This is a genomic window from Yersinia canariae (assembly GCF_009831415.1).
Taxonomy (GTDB): Bacteria; Pseudomonadota; Gammaproteobacteria; order Enterobacterales; family Enterobacteriaceae; genus Yersinia; species Yersinia canariae.
Window position 1 is genome coordinate 1,884,355 of the sequence record NZ_CP043727.1, and the last position, 16,269, is coordinate 1,900,623.

Here is a 16,269-nt window from a genome sequence, read left to right on the forward strand (position 1 = left end):
TGTAATGGATAAATTGTGTAATGGATAAAATGCGATGACAGGTGAACTGGGGCTGCTTTCACTGCTGGCGGCGGCGTCATTGGCGCTATTGCTCGGTTGTGTGCCCTTTATGGCTTTGCATGGGCGGCGAATACCTTTGTTGGTTTGGCTGCCTTCACTTAGCTATGGCGTGACCTTATTGATTACTTTGGCGATATTAACTCTGGGCTGGTGCTTTTCCACTGATGATTTCTCTGTATTGTATGTCGCCCAGCACGGGAACAGCCAACTGCCAATTTTTTATAAAATAGCGGCAATCTGGGGAGGGCATGAGGGTTCCATGTTGTTTCTATTGTTTGCGCTTAGCCTGTGGAGCTCAGCGCTGACCCTATTTCGCCGCCATTTCCCACTGCGTTTTTTTGCCCGCTCGCAAGGGGTGATGGGCTGGCTTCTGCTCATCTTTAGTCTATTTATCCTCTTTTTCTCCAACCCCTTTGAACGATTATTCCCGACTCTGGCTGAAGGGCGTGATTTGAATCCCATGTTGCAGGATCTTGCGCTGATTTTTCATCCTCCGCTACTGTATTTGGGCTATAGCGGTTTTGCCATCAGTTTTGCATTCGCCGTCGCGACATTACTTGAAGGGAAAAGTAGCCAAAATATGGCGCACTACAGCCGTCCTTGGGCATTGGCTGCTTGGGGGTTATTGAGTATTGGCATTTTGTTAGGTGCGTGGTGGGCATATAGCGAATTAGGCTGGGGCGGCTGGTGGTTCTGGGACCCAGTAGAAAATGCTTCCTTACTCCCTTGGCTTACCGGCACCGCATTATTGCATGTTCTGGCTATCAGCGAACGGCGCGGTATGTATCAGCAATGGGGTATTTTACTGTCATTGGTGACGTTTCAACTTTGCTTGCTAGGCACTTTTATTGTCCGTTCCGGGGTGTTGACCTCGGTCCATGCTTTTGCCGTTGATACCGCGCGTGGCGAAGCCTTACTGGCACTGTTTGGCATCGTCACATTGATTTCATTAATGCTGTTTGCACTGCGGGTTAGGGGAAATACGCGCGCGGCTGATTTCAATCTTTTTTCGCTGGAAACTTTATTGCTGGCGGCACTGATATTATTAAGCATCGCCGCTGTCACCGTGCTGATTGGTACATTATATCCTTTGATTTTCAGCGCATTAGGTTTGGGTTCGTTATCCGTCGGCGCGCCTTATTTTAACCAAACACTGACACCTTTTGTATTGTTACTGTTATTACTGATGGGGTGGGCACCATTTGCTGATTGGCGACAAAGCCCCAAAATCCAGTGCTGGCGTCTTGCCGTCCCTGCGCTGTTGGCCATCTGTGGAGCGCTATTTGGTGCTGGTTGGCTACAGCCATCATGGCAATCAGGCATGATGCCGGGCGTCACATTGGCCCTTTGGGCATTATGCGCACCTTTGTTTGCCCCGAAGATTCGTTGGCAGTCATGGCTGATTCATGGTGGCGTTGCCATCAGCTTACTGGGCATGCTGTTTGCTTCATATCACTCACAGGAGCAGGGCAGCCGGATGTTCCCCGGTAAACAAGTCACACTAGCGGGTTACCAATTGATTTATCGGCAAACTGAGTTATTGGTCGGGCCAAATTACACCAGCGAGCGGGCGCATATTGCGGTGAGTCTGGATGGGCAATCCATCACCACACTGCGACCTGAGCGGCGGCATTATACAGCCCGTGAAATGTTGATGATTGAGCCCGCTATCGCCAGCGGCCCTTTAGCCGATTTTTATGCGGTACTAGGGGATAACTTGGGCGCGGGGGAATATAGCGTGCGGGTGTATCATAAACCGATGGTCAGCTGGATTTGGGGCGGCGCACTGATAATGGTGTTCGGCGGAGGGCTGGCACTGTGGCGCAGAACCCGGCCCACCAGAGATATCGCGGAGGGCAAATGAAACAACGGTGGCCTTGGTTGCTGGTGCCTGTGCTGGCTTTTAGCTTAGGGATAATACTTTATAGCGGTCTTAATCGTAACCCACATCATATTGAATTAGCAGAGAAAAACTTGCCTTTCCCCGAGTTTTCACTCACTGACTTACAACTGCCAGAACAGCAAATAACACGAAGCCAGTTGCTGGGTAAGGTGACGGTAATTAATGTGTGGGCCAGTTGGTGTGCCAGTTGTAAACAAGAGCTGGCGCTATTGGGCCAAATCGCCGATAGCTTAAATGAAGTGCAATTCTACGGCTTGAATTATCGTGATGATCGCCAGGCGGCGTTGAATACACTTCACCGTTACAGCAATCCTTATCAGCGGAATCTCTATGATCCACAAGGAGTTTTAGCTCTCGCGATGGGGGTGTATGGCACACCAGAAACCTGGCTAATCGATGCCGAAGGAATTATTCGCCAGCGCTATGCAGGTGAAATGACACTGGAGATATGGCAACAACAGTTCGCACCATTATTGGCGCAATGGGCTAAGGCGCAGACACCATGAAAGCCGTATTACTGATGTTATCCCTGCTATTTTCACCGTGGGCGTTAGCCTCCCTGGTGGATACCTATCATTTTAGTTCTCAAGAAAATCAACAACAAGCGCTGGAATTGGCAAAAGAGTTGCGCTGCCCACAATGTCAGAATCAGAACTTATTGGAGTCAACATCACCCATCGCGCAAGATTTGCGCTTAGAGGTCTACCGCTTGGTTGAAGCCGGGCACAGTTCTCAGGAAATTATAACTCTGATGACGCAGCGCTATGGGGATTTTGTGCTTTATCGGCCACCATTACGCGGCGCAACACTGGTGCTTTGGTTTGGGCCAGGAGTGCTGTTGGCCTGCGTGTTAGGTGGATTAGTGCTCCGAATTCGTAACCGGGCAGCTTCAGGTTCGAGAGGAGGGCGCTGATGGTTTTGGCTGTTGGGGTGGCGCTATTATTACTGATGATCCTTATCGGAATATGGTGGCCTTGGCTGACGCAATATGGCCGCCTAAGTTGGCGCTGGCCCGCGGGGTTTAGTGTGTTGATCCCGACGCTAATCCTATTGGGATATCAGCAATTGGGCCAATATACCTCAGTACAAAAAGAGGTTTTACGTCAGCAAGAAGCGGCGCGCTTGAACACGATGGTGGAGAAACAGAGTGATGACCCGACATTATTCCTGTTACAGCAGCGTATCCGGCAAGCTCCGGATAATGGCCAACTGTGGTTTAGTTTGGCGCAACATTATTTGTATCGTAATGAGTTTGACGACGCGCTATTGGCATTGAAGCAAGCAGAACATTTGCAGGGGGCCAGTGCGCCGCTAGACGCCGCCCGCGCGACACTGTTTTATTATCAGGCAGGGCAAAAAATGACCGATGAAGTGAGCTATTGGTTACAGCAAGCTTTGACAAAAGACCCGATGCAATACACTGCACTGATGCTGCAAGCCAATGATAACTTTACACATGCTCGCTACACGCAGGCCATTACTATCTGGCAACAATTACTTGAGAGCAATAATCCTGACGTGGATCGCGCGGTGATTATCCGTGCCATTGCCTTTGCGCGAATAATGCAACAGTCGCCTTAGAAAAGGGGCGAGTGGTCCAAATAACAGGCAAAAAAAACCCTTACCAATCTCATTTGGTAAGGGATGCCAATTTGGCCAACACCAGGGAAACATTATAACCGTTTATTTATCATACGATTAATTTAGGTTACTGACATGACTTAAGTCAAGTTTATCAAAATTACATTAATATGTTTAATGTTTATATGTCTTTGAAGAATATTTTTCTGCTTTTAGCACGATTAGTGCTCAGGCAAGCGCGGTTATAACCTTATTGCATTACAGATAACAACAAAACAGAGTGATGTGCGGATAAAATCATCAGAGTAGGCGGGTCGCTCAGTGAACTGCTTATGACTGATAAGAGAACCCAACAAGGTCATGCGGCGAGAGTATCAATTGGATGGGGGTCGATAACGTCGGATTTGATGGCCATCTGAATGTAAAAGCACCCAGATGGCAGGGTAAAACACGTTCTTGGGGATAATAATGCCCTGGTGTAGGCGAAAATATATTCTTTTCAGGCTAACTTTCTTAGCGTCAGTGCGCTAAGATACTTATTCTATTATATGGAAAACTAATCCTGCGAAGCAAAAACATTTTAATTAACATAGGCGTATAATAATAGCTAGCCTTAGGTACAGTTTTTAAAACTATACTTTAGTCTAGGTTTGTTCTCACAAGATAAGTTAATTCCATGTTATGAGTATCTGTAGGGGTACTTTATACCGTATTTCTTATTGAAAACAATGTGATAAAATTGTATTGTTACATTATACATAGTGTGAAATTGGTCTATTATGATAATTGATTATTTTGATAATGAAAGTATTAATGAAGATATAAAGAATTATATTCAACGTAGAATAAAATCCTATGGCGATCTTCGTTATTCTTATTTAGTAATGAATAAAAGAACACCCTTGCATCCTGCTATTATTTCTAACTATCCTCAGGATTGGGTGAAAAAATATAAAAAGAACAGTTATCATCTTATTGATCCAGTCATTCTGACGGCAAAAGATAAAGTCGCCCCCTTTGCATGGGATGACAATTCCGTTATTAATAAGAAATCAACAGATTCAGCCGTGTTTAAGTTAGCACGAGAATACAATATTATTAATGGCTACACTTTTGTCCTTCATGATAATAGCTATAATATGGCAACGCTAAATATTTCCAATGGAAGTGATGACAGTATCTCTTTTGATGAAAGCATTGAAATCAACAAAGAAAAAATTCAAATGCTACTTATCCTCACACACGAGAAGATGTTAGGTCTCTACCAGAGTAATGGCGATAAAAATGAACAGCGTAGCCCTAAAATAGACAGAGAGAGATTCTCTCCACGGGAAAATGAGATTTTGTACTGGGCCAGTGTTGGTAAAACTTATGCTGAAATTTCTATTATACTGGGGATAAAAAGAAGCACAGTTAAATTCCATATTGGTAATGTTGTGAGAAAGTTAGGTGTTTTAAATGCCAAGCACGCAATAAGGCTTGGCATCGAATTGAAGTTAATCAAACCTATTTAATAATGCCTGGCACGATCATTGGCCACGTTTCGAGAGTGCCTGGCTCAACCTGATGTATTCTCAGTATTTTATTTATGAGTTGTTTTTGGCTATCTATATCGATGCCCAGATGCAAAAGATAAATAACTTCATTTTTCTCTGATTCACCTTGGTTCAGTACTGTAATATTCCATCCTGAACGCTTCAGTAGTGTAAACATTCCTCTACTTACGACGGTCAGAATTCCTTTATGTCCACGGTGTCGGGCGTAATTCACCATTGCCAAAAACAGTATCGTACTAAGGGAACTATTATTACCTACCATATCTCTTGCTAATGCTTTTTCAACAAAAAAACGGCTGGACTCGATAAAACCGTCAATAGGTAAATCTACATCAGAGAAATAAGGGGCAAATGGCCCTGTAATCATGGTTGGATATTTCATATCAATAAAACGAACACTGCAAACAATAGTGTCGTCTATTGTTCCCAATATATAATTAGTATTTTCATCATCATATTGGTCGCTTTCCTTGCCATCAATACAGGTGACTTTCCAATCTAGTCGATCTTTAAACGTTATTTTTCTAAGTGAGAAGATCTCGTCCAACTTCCTTTCAGGCATATTATTAAAATTTACGTTAAAGAGTTTTAACATAATAAAAACCAAAGTTATTTAATTAAAACAACATCGTACACGATCTCTATCTGTTAGTGCAAACATTGAACGAGACTAAACGTGGACGCAAATAGCAAATAAAGAGTTTTGTCATTGTACATTTATTATGCAGCCAGATATGCCACTGCGTGACGGATTTGATTCAAAATGAGCTATAGGTGCGGGACAATAGGATTGTCTGAATCTTTTTAAGAGAAAAGTGACATTAGTCAGGATTTTTATACAATAAATGGTTATAACGAAACAATGTTTCATTTCTTTGTCGAAAAGGATGTTGATGTGGACCGGAGTCCTCCGCTTTTTACTAATAAAAAATTTGTTTTCCTCGTCGCGACCTTTTGTTGCCTTTTATGGGGCAGTGCCTATCCGGCCATAAAAAATGGCTATGCGCTGTTTCATATTGCCCCCGATGACATTCCGAGCAAGATGGTGTTTGCCGGCTATCGTTTTTTATTGGCTGGGATTGTATTGCTGCTTTTTGCGGTAGCTAGCGGCAAGGCTATTGGCCGCCTTAAGAGAAGCCAGTATAAGCAGATTGCTATTTTAGGGCTAACACAGACCACCTTACAGTACGTTTTTTTCTATATTGGACTGGCGTACACAACAGGTGTTAAAGGTTCCATCATGAATGCCACTGGCACGTTTTTCAGTGTGCTGTTAGCGCATTATATTTATAAAAATGATCGCCTGACATTTAATAAAATCATTGGATGCGCCTTGGGTTTTGCTGGTGTCATGGTCGTGAATTTTGGCTCCGACTTGATGGACTTTAATTTCTCACTGATGGGGGAAGGCTGCGTTGTGTTGGCGGCTTTTATTCTGTCTGCTGCCAGTATTTATGGTAAACGTATTTCGCAAACCATGGATACGACTGTCATGACCGGCTACCAGTTAGCTATCGGCGGCTTAGTTTTAACTCTTGGCGGCTATTTCTTCGGCGGCCATTTGAGTGATTTTGGCTGGCGAGCTTTATTGCTATTGGCCTATCTGGTGCTGTTGTCATCAGCGGCTTTTGCATTATGGAGTTTATTACTTAAATATAATCGAGTTGGCATGGTGGCCCCATTCAATTTCCTCATCCCAGTATCAGGTGCCGTTTTGTCAGCTATTTTCCTGAATGAAAGTATCTTGGAATGGAAAAATGCGGTTGCGTTAATGTTGGTCTGTGTAGGGATTGTACTTGTTAATCGAATTAAACAGGGCAGAACATCTTAAATAGAACTTTCTTCGCGGCATACTCCGCTACCCACTTTAAATTGTCTACCAAACCAACTAATTAACGGGACTGTCTGGCCCGTTAATTATCCTCATACTCAGGCTTTATCAGACACTATTTTGACCCCGACCCGACTCACACGGTCAGATTCCATTTCAGCAATTGTCCACGTCAGACCATCCCACTCAATCTGGTCACCAATAACCGGTTCACCACCAAAGAGATAGAGCACGAATTGGCCCAGTGTTTGTTGTTTATCAACACCCGGCTCCAGATTGAGACCATAAATCTGAGAAATATCGTGAAGTCTTGCATCGGCATCAAGAATAAAGTCACCAAAGAAACGTTCATCCAACTGGATGCTGGGGGACTGACTAAACAGTTTCCCGAGTGCGGGTAAGTCATGCTCTTGACCAATAACACACAAAATATCGCCTTCTTTCAGGCGGGTATTGCCGTTGGGGTGCAGCAAGTCTTTGCCACGGAATAGGGCCGCAATACGGGTTTCCTTGGGCATTTTCAAATCACGTAACGCCGCGCCGATACACCATTTATCGGAGCTGAGCTGGTAAATAAATTGCTCCCACTGATTATTCTTATCAATGTCTAAACCAATACGGGCGACCGGTGCCAGCGCTGGAGGAACCACCAGTTTTGTTTTGCGCGCGGCAAATGACAAACTGGTGCCTTGTAGCAGCAGCGAAACTAAGACGACAAAAAAGGCCACATTGAAGAACAAATTCGCGTTGGGTATGCCCGCCATCATAGGGAATACGGCCAGAATGACTGGGACAGCACCGCGTAAACCTACCCAGGAAATAAAGATGCGCTCGCGCAAATTAAAACTGGGGAATGGCAGCAAACCGATAAATACCGACAGAGGGCGGGCGAACAAAATCATCCACAATGAGAGAATGAGTGCCGGAACCGCAATTGGCAGCAGCTGACTTGGGTTAAGCAACAGCCCCAAGACCAGGAACATCCCTATCTGGCTAAGCCACGCCAGCCCATCGAAAGTCTGCAAAATCCCAGAGCGGTTGCGAATGGGGCGGTTGCCCAGTAGCAGGCCACAGAGATAGACCGCCAAAATTCCGCTACCATTCATTGCGGTAGTGAGTGAGAACACTAAAATCCCACCGCTGACCGCCAATAATGGGTATAAACCGCTGGGTAACTCTATCCGATTGATAAGCAACAGTAATAACCCGCCGCCGCCCAGCCCGATGAAGATACCCAAACCAAATTGTTGAATTAGATGTACCAAAAACATCCAGCTTAGGCTGGTTTCACCTGCTGAAATCATGGATATAAGGGTAATGGTCAAGAATACGGCCATGGGGTCGTTACTGCCCGATTCTATCTCCAAAGTGGCGCTGACACGTTCGTTGAGGCCTTTCCCGCCAAGCAGTGAGAAGACCGCCGCCGCATCTGTCGAACCTATAATCGCGCCAATTAATAAGCCTTGAATGATATCTAAATCAAATAACCAAGCCGCGGCCATTCCTGTCAGGCCCGCCGTAATCAACACCCCGACAGTTGCTAGCGAGAGGGCTGGCCACAATGCGACGCGGAAAGAGGAGGCTCGGGTGCGCATTCCGCCGTCTAATAGAATGACGGCTAATGCCAGGTTACTGACCAGATACGCGACCGGATAATTATCGAAAGCAATCCCACCGATACCGTCGGTGCCCGCTAACATCCCGATGGCCAAAAAGATAACCAAAATGGGGATGCCCAATCGGGAAGAGAATGAACTCAGTAAAATACTGGCTCCTACCAGCACTGCGCCAATTAAAAAAAGGCTGTTAATAGTGATGGCGTCCAATGTGGGAGGTCTCCTGATATAAATCATAAATAAATGAGGGGGTGAGAAGAATTATTATACACAGATTTATAGGATTCGATGGGAAGATATGACCCAATTCAATGCGTTAAATAAGGATATTTAACGGCTATTTCCCCGAATAAGTGTTGTTGCGTCCAGCAAGCGGCAGAAGAGGGGCGGGATATCAGTTCGCTCACCTTTAATCGCCCAGTGTGGAATCAAAGGTGAGCGTTGGATAATGAATTTAGTCGCGTTTTAGTGTCGCTAAAGCTCTTCTCAGTGCTTCAGTGGTCACTAATTCTTCCTGCTCAGGAAGGTTATCGACAGAAAGTTGTGAAAGTTCACTGACTAATACACTGCGATCTTTACCGGTTATCGCGCTATCAAGCGCGCCGCTAAGGCGGCTGACCAAGGCGAGCAAGGTGCTGAACTCGGTGGCTGACGTAGTATCAGATGTGGGATTTTTCTCGAAATTTTCTTGCTTACTCATCACAATTCCTCTTTTTGTTGTCACTGCAAGTGAAACAAATCCTGATAAGGAATCAACAGGATAGTTGCTCTGAAAGCAGAGCGCACAGTGGGGCATTTGCCATCCCGCATCCACATGATGGCCTAACAGTGTAGCGGTTTTATGACCAGAACGGTATGCGGATAAGTAGAACGCTTAGCAATAACATTATTCCATTGGTTAATACTTTGATCACGCCGTTTGCTGCTGCGGCTTGCCAGAAAACAAGAATTTCAGCAAAGGAATACGGCGATGAACCTCATACAATATAAACGAAATTAGGCAAACAAAGACCATTCCGAAGATAAAACCCAGGGCATTGTTGTCAATCTGAGGGGTCACGAACGCGCCATAAATCAAGGTCAATGGGTGATGGACCAGATAGATGAAAAGAGAGGCATTCACTAAGTAAGTGATGCGAGCGGAAGGGTAGTTCAGTAATCTATGCCCAAGAGAATAGACCACATTGGTCATGGTTACGCCCATTAATGCTTTGATGATAAGGTCCAGTTCAAAGGAGAAAAAATCAGCAGTATTAATATGTTGGTTTAGATAATAAGCACCAAATAACAAAATTGAAGCGAGCAATGCGCCGGGCGAAAATGTCAGAAAAACCTGTTTGAGTGGCGGGTAGATAAAGCTATAAGCACCCAAAAGAAAGAATGGCAGATAAAACACGGTTTCCATAACAAAGAAATTAAAGACACTGTTAAAGAGTATTTCTGGGTTAAGAAGAAATATTATTCTCCGTATTACTGAATAAATGAACACAAATAGAAACAATAATAGTGAGACTTTTCCTATGTTATTCATTCCCTTTATCAAGGCAGGAATTGAGTGCTGTTTATTCTTCATTTTCTGAAACAGGTAAAAACAGAGACCCGTCAGTAATGTGAGTGTTAACAAAAACCATAAGTGCGAAACAACTTCCCAAATAGCAATATTTATTTTTTGATAAATTGTAAATGAATTCCAATCTTGTAATTTGTTGGTGTAATACTTAAGTAAGAAAAACTGTGGCAGTGTAATGAGTGGGATAGCAGTAATTAATGGGATAACCACCCGCTCCAGACGAACCTGAAGCCAGCGCCGGCGCTCATAACGTTGATATAACATGAACGAAAAATAGCCGGAAATAACAAAAAATACCTGCATGCGGAAAGCATGGATAAAATCATTCAATAACGTCAATCCTAATGAAGGATGGCCGCTATTCACCGCCCAATGATTGCTGGAGTATATAAGAGAAAGATGAAAAGGAATGCCGAGTAACATCAAATAGGCGCGAATGGCGTCTAAAAAGTACTCCCGTTGGTTAGTGTTTTTTTTCATACTTATTCGCAGTTTGTTATCGGAATTAGAATAAGGTATCCGATTTTGGCCAGAGTATTTATTTATGTTATTTATTCATTGGTAACTATATACGTTATCAATGGATCAGTACGACAAGAAACACTACTATAAGGGTTAATAATTTTCCATAGCGTGTTTTAGCCTGGCTTGCTAGGCTTGTGGCTTAGCCACTGGTTTAAACAATGAGCAAGCAGTGTCACTCCGGGCATAACAATAGCCGGGAGTTATCTGCTTGACCTGCTGGATAAACCGTCAATAATTTGGCTGTTGTGATTTAGGAGGGAGATGTGGGAGTTAATATTTTGTCGAACGTAAATAGAATGTCAAAAAGGTCACGCGCGAATAGCGTCAGATGGCTAGGGGTGACTCTCTTGCTGTCATTATTCACTTCTCAGGCAATGGCTTTCTCGTTAGATGATGTGGCTAAACAGGCACAGACTCTGGCGGGTAAAAGTTTCGAAGCGCCGAAAAGTAATCTGCCATCGCAATTTCGTGAAATGAAATTTGCCGATTACCAGCAAATTCAGTTTAACCATGACAAATCGTATTGGAACAAACTGGATACGCCCTTTAAGTTAGAGTTTTATCATCAAGGTATGTACTTCGACACGCCGGTGCAAATTAATGAAGTGACCGCGACCAGTGTGAAACCTATCAATTATAGCCCGGATTATTTTAACTTCGGCTCAGTCAAGCATGACCCTGAGTCAGTGAAAAACTTAGGTTTTGCCGGCTTTAAGGTCCTTTATCCAATTAACAAAGCGGATAAAAAAGATGAAATAATCAGCATGCTGGGTGCCAGTTATTTCCGGGTGATTGGCAAAGGCCAGGTTTATGGTCTTTCTGCTCGCGGCTTGGCAATTGATACAGCATTGGCCTCCGGTGAAGAATTCCCACGTTTTCGTGAGTTCTGGATTGAGCGACCAAAACCTAATGATAAACATTTAGTTATCTATGCATTGCTGGATTCTCCGCGTGCAACCGGTGCTTATAAGTTTGTTATCTATCCGGGCCGCGATACCACGATTGATGTGCAGGCTAAAGTTTTCCTGCGCGATAAAGTTGAGAAACTTGGGATTGCGCCATTAACCAGTATGTTCTTGTTTGGCCCAAGTCAGCCCTCTGCGGTGTTGAACTATCGCCCAGCTTTGCATGATTCTAATGGCCTTTCTATTCATGCGGGCAATGGTGAGTGGATTTGGCGGCCGCTGAATAATCCAAAACACTTGTCGGTCAGCACATATACGGTTGAAAATCCGAAAGGGTTCGGTTTGCTGCAACGTGGCCGTGAATTCTCGCAATATGAGGATTTAGATGACCGCTATGACTTGCGTCCGAGTGCTTGGGTTGAACCTCGTGGCGATTGGGGCAAAGGGAAAGTGGAGTTGGTCGAAATTCCAACAGCAGATGAAACCAATGATAACATCGTGGCTTTCTGGACTCCGGATGTATTACCGGACGCCAAGAATTCACTCGATCTGAATTACCGCGTGCATTTCACTCGTGATGAAGAGAAATTACATTCACCTGATGTGGCCTATGTGAAACAAACTCTGCGCTCAACCGGTGATGTGAAACAGTCAAATCTGATCCGTGAGCCGGATGGCAGTGTCGCCTTCCTTGTTGATTTTGTTGGCCCGGTGCTGAAATCACTGGATGAAAATGCGCCCGTGGCCCCGCAGGTCAGTGTTGATGGCAATGGTGAGTTAATTGAAAACAGTGTCCGTTACAACCCTGTGACTAAGGGGTGGCGTTTGACACTGCGGCTGAAAGTTAAGGACGCCAAGAAACCGATAGAAATGCGCGCGGCGCTGGTTAATGGTGATAAAACCCTGACTGAAACTTGGAGCTATCAGCTACCTGCCGATGAATAAGTCAAATCAATCTCCTGCACAGGATTATATTTCAGACTTGCCCCTGACTGCGCAGCAGCAAGGGGCATTGCATGATGCATTACCTGAGGATGTGCTGCTGACCAGCTCGCCTGATACCATTCCTCGTGTGCATCAGTTGTTAGCTGCCAGCACCTCAGGACATGGCGTTTTTAGCGAGCAAGACAGTGCATTGGCTTCGGTCAATGCCCGTTTGCAAGCAGCATGGCCCGATGCATTGGATGATGGCAAACTGCTGACGCAAGATGATGAGGGGCGTACAGTTATTCACGCGATGCCGCCCATCAAACGCACCAGCATGGCGCCGCAGGCCTGGCGCACCAATCCAGTTGGGCGTTTTTGGGATTCATTACTGGGCCGCAGCCCTGTTTCGCGTGCTCAAACACATGAAGAAGCTGCCGCTGAGAAAAAATGGCGTAGCGTAGGTTCTCTGCGCCGCTATATTTTGCTGATACTGATTGTGCTGCAAACCACCATCGCGACCAGCTATATGAAGACCATTTTGCCTTATCAGGGCTGGGCATTAATCGATCCGTTTCAAATCTGGCAGCAGAACTGGCAGGTCTCGGTAATGCAGTTGCTTCCTTATTTACTGCAAACCGGCATTCTTATTCTGTTCGCTATTTTGTTCTGCTGGGTCTCCGCCGGTTTCTGGACGGCGCTGATGGGGTTCTTGCAATTACTGATTGGTAAGGACAAATACAGCATTTCCTCCACAATCAAAGGGGATGAGGCGTTAAATCCAGCACACCGGACAGCGCTGATTATGCCTATTTGTAATGAGGACGTGGAGCGGGTATTTGCGGGCTTGCGGGCCACTTATGAGTCAGTGGCCGCCACGGGGCAACTGGAACACTTTGATATTTATGTCTTAAGTGACAGTTACGACCCCGATATCTGTGTGGCAGAGCAAAAAGCCTGGCTGGAATTGTGTCGTGATGTTGACGGGCACGGTCGAATTTTCTATCGCCGCCGTCGCCGTCGGGTGAAACGTAAAAGTGGCAATATTGATGATTTCTGCCGCCGTTGGGGCAGCCAATACAGCTACATGGTTATTTTGGACGCCGATAGCGTGATGAGCGGCGGGTGTTTGACCGGCTTAGTGCGGCTAATGGAAGCCAATCCGAATGCCGGTATCATTCAGTCTGCGCCGAAAGCATCCGGTATGGACACGCTGTATGCCCGAATTCAGCAATTTGCCACCCGTGTTTATGGCCCATTGTTCACTGCCGGTTTGCATTATTGGCAACTGGGCGAATCCCATTATTGGGGCCATAACGCCATCATCAGGGTAAAACCCTTTATTGAGCATTGCGCTTTGGCACCATTGCCGGGCGAAGGCTCATTCGCGGGCGCGATTCTCTCCCATGACTTTGTGGAAGCCGCATTAATGCGTCGGGCCGGATGGGGGGTGTGGATTGCGTATGATTTACCGGGCAGTTATGAAGAGTTGCCGCCTAACTTACTTGATGAGTTAAAACGCGACCGCCGCTGGTGTCATGGTAACTTGATGAATTTTAGGTTGTTCTTGGTCAAAGGGATGCATCCGGTTCACCGGGCAGTGTTCCTCACCGGTGTTATGTCTTATTTGTCTGCGCCGTTGTGGTTTATGTTCTTGGTGTTGTGTACTGCGCTACAAGCCGTGCATACCTTGATGGAACCGCAGTACTTCCTGCAACCGCGCCAACTGTTCCCGGTATGGCCTCAATGGCGGCCGGAATTGGCGATTGGCCTGTTCTCCACCACCTTGGTATTGCTGTTCTTACCCAAGTTACTCAGTATCATTTTGATTTGGGCTAAAGGCGCGAAAGAGTACGGTGGGGCAATTCGACTGTTGCTGTCGATGTTGTCGGAAATGCTGTTCTCAGTGTTACTGGCCCCAGTTCGGATGCTATTCCACACCGTGTTCGTGGTGAGTGCTTTCCTCGGCTGGTCAGTGCAATGGAACTCCCCACAGCGCGATGATGATGCTACGCCGTGGAGTGAAGCTATGGTGCGTCACGGGCCACAACTGTTGCTCGGTGTGGTTTGGGCCGGAGGCGTCGCTTGGCTGGATCTGCGTTTCTTATGGTGGTTATCACCCATCGTCTTCTCGCTTATCCTGTCTCCGGTCGTCTCTGTTCTCTCCAGCCGCCGTACCTTGGGTCTGGCCAGTAAACGGGCTAAATTATTCCTGATCCCTGAGGAATATAATCCACCACGGGAATTGGTCGCGACGGAAGAATATCTGAAACTTAATCATCAGCGGGCATTAAGTGATGGTTTCTTCCATGCGGTAATGAACCCATCATATAACGCGTTAGTGAGCGCCATGGCTACGGCCCGGTATCATACTCGCGCAATTATTGATGAGTATCGTCGCGAGCGAGTTAAAGATGCTCTGGAAGCCGGACCAGAAAAATTGGCCAAATTGCGGCGTTTGGAACTGCTCAGTGATCCGGTCATGATGTCGCGTTTGCATCAGCAAGTTTGGCAACAGCCGGAACAGTACCAAATTTGGAATGGGTATTATCGCCAATTGGCGCATAATATGAAGGCATTCCCCGCCGCGAAATAACGGCAATGGTCAAGAAAACGGGCAGAGGGATTGCCCGTTTTTCTGTTAATACTCAGAGTTGATTGAATCTCATGTTTAAACTGATAAGCCCTTGGCGTATTCAGGCCCGCATTATTATTCTCGCGGCCGGTATTATGCTGTTATCCGGTTGCGGCAGTATTATCAGTCGAACAGTACCGGGGCAGGGGCATGGACACCAATATTATCCCGGAGTGCAGTGGGATATGCGCGAAGGGCCTTGGAAATATGTCACGGTCATTGATGTTCCATTATCAATGATTGTCGACACCTTTATGCTGCCTATCGATGCCCGCCACGGCCCTTACGAGTAAAGCTAGGCGGCAGTTGCAAAAATCAGCAATTGATAATGTTGTTGCTGACAACTAAATTCACAGGCCGGCGTCATATTTAACCCTTTCACATGTGCGGCGAGTGAGTGCGGGTTATCATGATTAACAAACGCCGTGACCTGCTCATCCTCAATAGCCACCAGAATACCCAGTTCCTGATTGATGGAATCCAGTTGCTTTTCACTCATTTGCGACACAATAAAACCCTGTTTGCGCTGCCCTGAGCTTAAAATTTCTGGGGTATTTTGTGACTGTAACTGTAATATGGCGGGGTAATCCGAAGGGCGTGCAAGCCTTATTTCCATTTTTCGCCTCAGTATTCAAATGTGTTATCAGGGGAGAGTCCAATGTCATCCAAACCCGGTGATTTACCCGCTAACAACTTAGTTAAGGGGACGCCAGTATTATCACCAGCCACGGTGATGCGCGTTGCCAGAGCCACCGATAATCTGCATTTAATCAGCGAAATGTACTGCTGTGGATTAGGGTTCACCCAACTCGGTCATTTTACTGATCATCAAGGATTTGACGGCGTTATTCTGGGTCATCCACATCATGCTTATCATTTAGAGTTTACTCATCATCGCGGTACTCGAGTCGGGGGGGCACCAACGCAGGATAACTTATTCGTGTTTTATCTGCCGGATGAAATGCAGTGGGCAGGGCAGTGCCAGCAAATGTTGGCCGCCGGTTTTCGTCTGGTCACCTCTTACAATCCTTACTGGGATGTTAGTGGGAAAACCTTCGAAGATACAGATGGTTATCGGGTGGTTTTGCAGCAGCGCGCGTGGGAGCTTTAACGGCGGGCGAATGCGATATCAATATCAATCACAATATTGATATCGCGTCAGT

General features: G+C 45.9%; 15 protein-coding genes. 10 read left to right on the plus strand and 5 right to left on the minus strand.

The genetic code is table 11. The annotated features are described in order from the left end of the window. Window positions 1–34 precede the first annotated feature (34 nt). The 5 genes from F0T03_RS08705 to yenR all read left to right on the plus strand — a co-directional run bounded on the left by F0T03_RS08705 (window position 35) and on the right by yenR (window position 5,058). Window positions 35–1,924, plus strand: coding sequence for a heme lyase CcmF/NrfE family subunit (locus F0T03_RS08705; RefSeq protein ID WP_159677870.1), 1,890 nt, complete (start codon window positions 35–37; stop codon window positions 1,922–1,924). After that, window positions 1,921–2,469: a DsbE family thiol:disulfide interchange protein gene (locus F0T03_RS08710; RefSeq protein ID WP_159677872.1), complete on the plus strand. Its 549-nt coding sequence runs from the start codon at window positions 1,921–1,923 to the stop codon at window positions 2,467–2,469. The genes F0T03_RS08705 and F0T03_RS08710 overlap by 4 nt, the downstream gene beginning before the upstream one ends. Next, window positions 2,466–2,876, plus strand: a complete 411-nt coding sequence (gene nrfF, locus F0T03_RS08715; protein ID WP_159677874.1) for a heme lyase NrfEFG subunit NrfF — start codon at window positions 2,466–2,468, stop codon at window positions 2,874–2,876. The genes F0T03_RS08710 and nrfF overlap by 4 nt, the downstream gene beginning before the upstream one ends. Next, on the plus strand, window positions 2,876–3,544 hold the full coding sequence (locus tag F0T03_RS08720; RefSeq protein WP_145557532.1) for a TPR domain-containing protein: 669 nt from the start codon (window positions 2,876–2,878) through the stop codon (window positions 3,542–3,544). Before nrfF ends, F0T03_RS08720 begins: the two co-directional genes overlap by 1 nt. A gap of 779 nt (window positions 3,545–4,323) precedes the next feature. Continuing rightward, window positions 4,324–5,058, plus strand: a complete 735-nt coding sequence (yenR, locus tag F0T03_RS08725) for a LuxR family transcriptional regulator YenR (protein WP_145563126.1) — start codon at window positions 4,324–4,326, stop codon at window positions 5,056–5,058. On the opposite strand, the gene F0T03_RS08730 is transcribed toward yenR, so the two are convergent. Continuing rightward, complete coding sequence (locus tag F0T03_RS08730; protein ID WP_162526920.1) at window positions 5,051–5,695, minus strand: acyl-homoserine-lactone synthase; 645 nt, start codon at window positions 5,693–5,695, stop codon at window positions 5,051–5,053. The two genes, yenR and F0T03_RS08730, sit on opposite strands and share 8 nt — an antisense overlap. Window positions 5,696–5,995: 300 nt before the next feature. Here F0T03_RS08730 and F0T03_RS08735 point away from each other — a divergent pair, with 300 nt between their 5' ends. Continuing rightward, window positions 5,996–6,931, plus strand: coding sequence for a DMT family transporter (locus tag F0T03_RS08735; protein WP_145554600.1), 936 nt, complete (start codon window positions 5,996–5,998; stop codon window positions 6,929–6,931). Between the two features lie 98 nt (window positions 6,932–7,029). Here F0T03_RS08735 and F0T03_RS08740 read toward each other — a convergent pair whose 3' ends face one another. From F0T03_RS08740 to mdoC, 3 genes are all read right to left on the minus strand, one after another. Next, on the minus strand, window positions 7,030–8,757 hold the full coding sequence (locus F0T03_RS08740) for a potassium/proton antiporter (protein ID WP_145554601.1): 1,728 nt from the start codon (window positions 8,755–8,757) through the stop codon (window positions 7,030–7,032). Between the two features lie 244 nt (window positions 8,758–9,001). Further along, window positions 9,002–9,247, minus strand: coding sequence for a hypothetical protein (locus F0T03_RS08745; RefSeq protein WP_162526921.1), 246 nt, complete (start codon window positions 9,245–9,247; stop codon window positions 9,002–9,004). Between the two features lie 210 nt (window positions 9,248–9,457). After that, window positions 9,458–10,597: a glucans biosynthesis protein MdoC gene (gene mdoC, locus F0T03_RS08750; RefSeq protein ID WP_159677878.1), complete on the minus strand. Its 1,140-nt coding sequence runs from the start codon at window positions 10,595–10,597 to the stop codon at window positions 9,458–9,460. Window positions 10,598–10,938: 341 nt separating this feature from the next. On the opposite strand from mdoC, the gene F0T03_RS08755 reads away from it, so the two are divergent. The 3 genes from F0T03_RS08755 to F0T03_RS08765 all read left to right on the plus strand — a co-directional run bounded on the left by F0T03_RS08755 (window position 10,939) and on the right by F0T03_RS08765 (window position 15,399). Next, window positions 10,939–12,492, plus strand: a complete 1,554-nt coding sequence (locus tag F0T03_RS08755) for a glucan biosynthesis protein G (protein WP_145554604.1) — start codon at window positions 10,939–10,941, stop codon at window positions 12,490–12,492. Beyond that, on the plus strand, window positions 12,485–15,067 hold the full coding sequence (gene mdoH, locus F0T03_RS08760; RefSeq protein ID WP_159677880.1) for a glucans biosynthesis glucosyltransferase MdoH: 2,583 nt from the start codon (window positions 12,485–12,487) through the stop codon (window positions 15,065–15,067). The genes F0T03_RS08755 and mdoH overlap by 8 nt, the downstream gene beginning before the upstream one ends. A gap of 71 nt (window positions 15,068–15,138) precedes the next feature. Further along, window positions 15,139–15,399, plus strand: a complete 261-nt coding sequence (locus F0T03_RS08765) for a YceK/YidQ family lipoprotein (protein WP_159677882.1) — start codon at window positions 15,139–15,141, stop codon at window positions 15,397–15,399. Window positions 15,400–15,401: 2 nt separating this feature from the next. Here F0T03_RS08765 and F0T03_RS08770 read toward each other — a convergent pair whose 3' ends face one another. Next, window positions 15,402–15,722 (minus strand): GNAT family N-acetyltransferase, encoded by a 321-nt coding sequence (locus F0T03_RS08770; RefSeq protein ID WP_159677884.1) that lies wholly within the window; start codon window positions 15,720–15,722, stop codon window positions 15,402–15,404. Window positions 15,723–15,764: 42 nt separating this feature from the next. On the opposite strand from F0T03_RS08770, the gene F0T03_RS08775 reads away from it, so the two are divergent. Next, window positions 15,765–16,217 (plus strand): VOC family protein, encoded by a 453-nt coding sequence (locus F0T03_RS08775; RefSeq protein WP_425511050.1) that lies wholly within the window; start codon window positions 15,765–15,767, stop codon window positions 16,215–16,217. The last annotated feature ends 52 nt before the right edge of the window (window positions 16,218–16,269 follow it).

What these genes read in the sequence shown, in the direction of transcription:
- F0T03_RS08705 (WP_159677870.1), top strand. Translation starts at nt 35, where the DNA reads ATGACAGGTGAACTGGGGCTGCTTTCACTGCTGGCGGCGGCGTCATTG.
- F0T03_RS08710 (WP_159677872.1), top strand. Translation starts at nt 1,921, where the DNA reads ATGAAACAACGGTGGCCTTGGTTGCTGGTGCCTGTGCTGGCTTTTAGC.
- nrfF (WP_159677874.1), top strand. Translation starts at nt 2,466, where the DNA reads ATGAAAGCCGTATTACTGATGTTATCCCTGCTATTTTCACCGTGGGCG.
- F0T03_RS08720 (WP_145557532.1), top strand. Translation starts at nt 2,876, where the DNA reads ATGGTTTTGGCTGTTGGGGTGGCGCTATTATTACTGATGATCCTTATC.
- yenR (WP_145563126.1), top strand. Translation starts at nt 4,324, where the DNA reads ATGATAATTGATTATTTTGATAATGAAAGTATTAATGAAGATATAAAG.
- F0T03_RS08730 (WP_162526920.1), bottom strand. Translation starts at nt 5,695, where the DNA reads ATGTTAAAACTCTTTAACGTAAATTTTAATAATATGCCTGAAAGGAAG.
- F0T03_RS08745 (WP_162526921.1), bottom strand. Translation starts at nt 9,247, where the DNA reads ATGAGTAAGCAAGAAAATTTCGAGAAAAATCCCACATCTGATACTACG.
- mdoC (WP_159677878.1), bottom strand. Translation starts at nt 10,597, where the DNA reads ATGAAAAAAAACACTAACCAACGGGAGTACTTTTTAGACGCCATTCGC.
- F0T03_RS08755 (WP_145554604.1), top strand. Translation starts at nt 10,939, where the DNA reads ATGTCAAAAAGGTCACGCGCGAATAGCGTCAGATGGCTAGGGGTGACT.
- mdoH (WP_159677880.1), top strand. Translation starts at nt 12,485, where the DNA reads ATGAATAAGTCAAATCAATCTCCTGCACAGGATTATATTTCAGACTTG.
- F0T03_RS08765 (WP_159677882.1), top strand. Translation starts at nt 15,139, where the DNA reads ATGTTTAAACTGATAAGCCCTTGGCGTATTCAGGCCCGCATTATTATT.
- F0T03_RS08770 (WP_159677884.1), bottom strand. Translation starts at nt 15,722, where the DNA reads ATGGAAATAAGGCTTGCACGCCCTTCGGATTACCCCGCCATATTACAG.
- F0T03_RS08775 (WP_425511050.1), top strand. Translation starts at nt 15,765, where the DNA reads ATGTCATCCAAACCCGGTGATTTACCCGCTAACAACTTAGTTAAGGGG.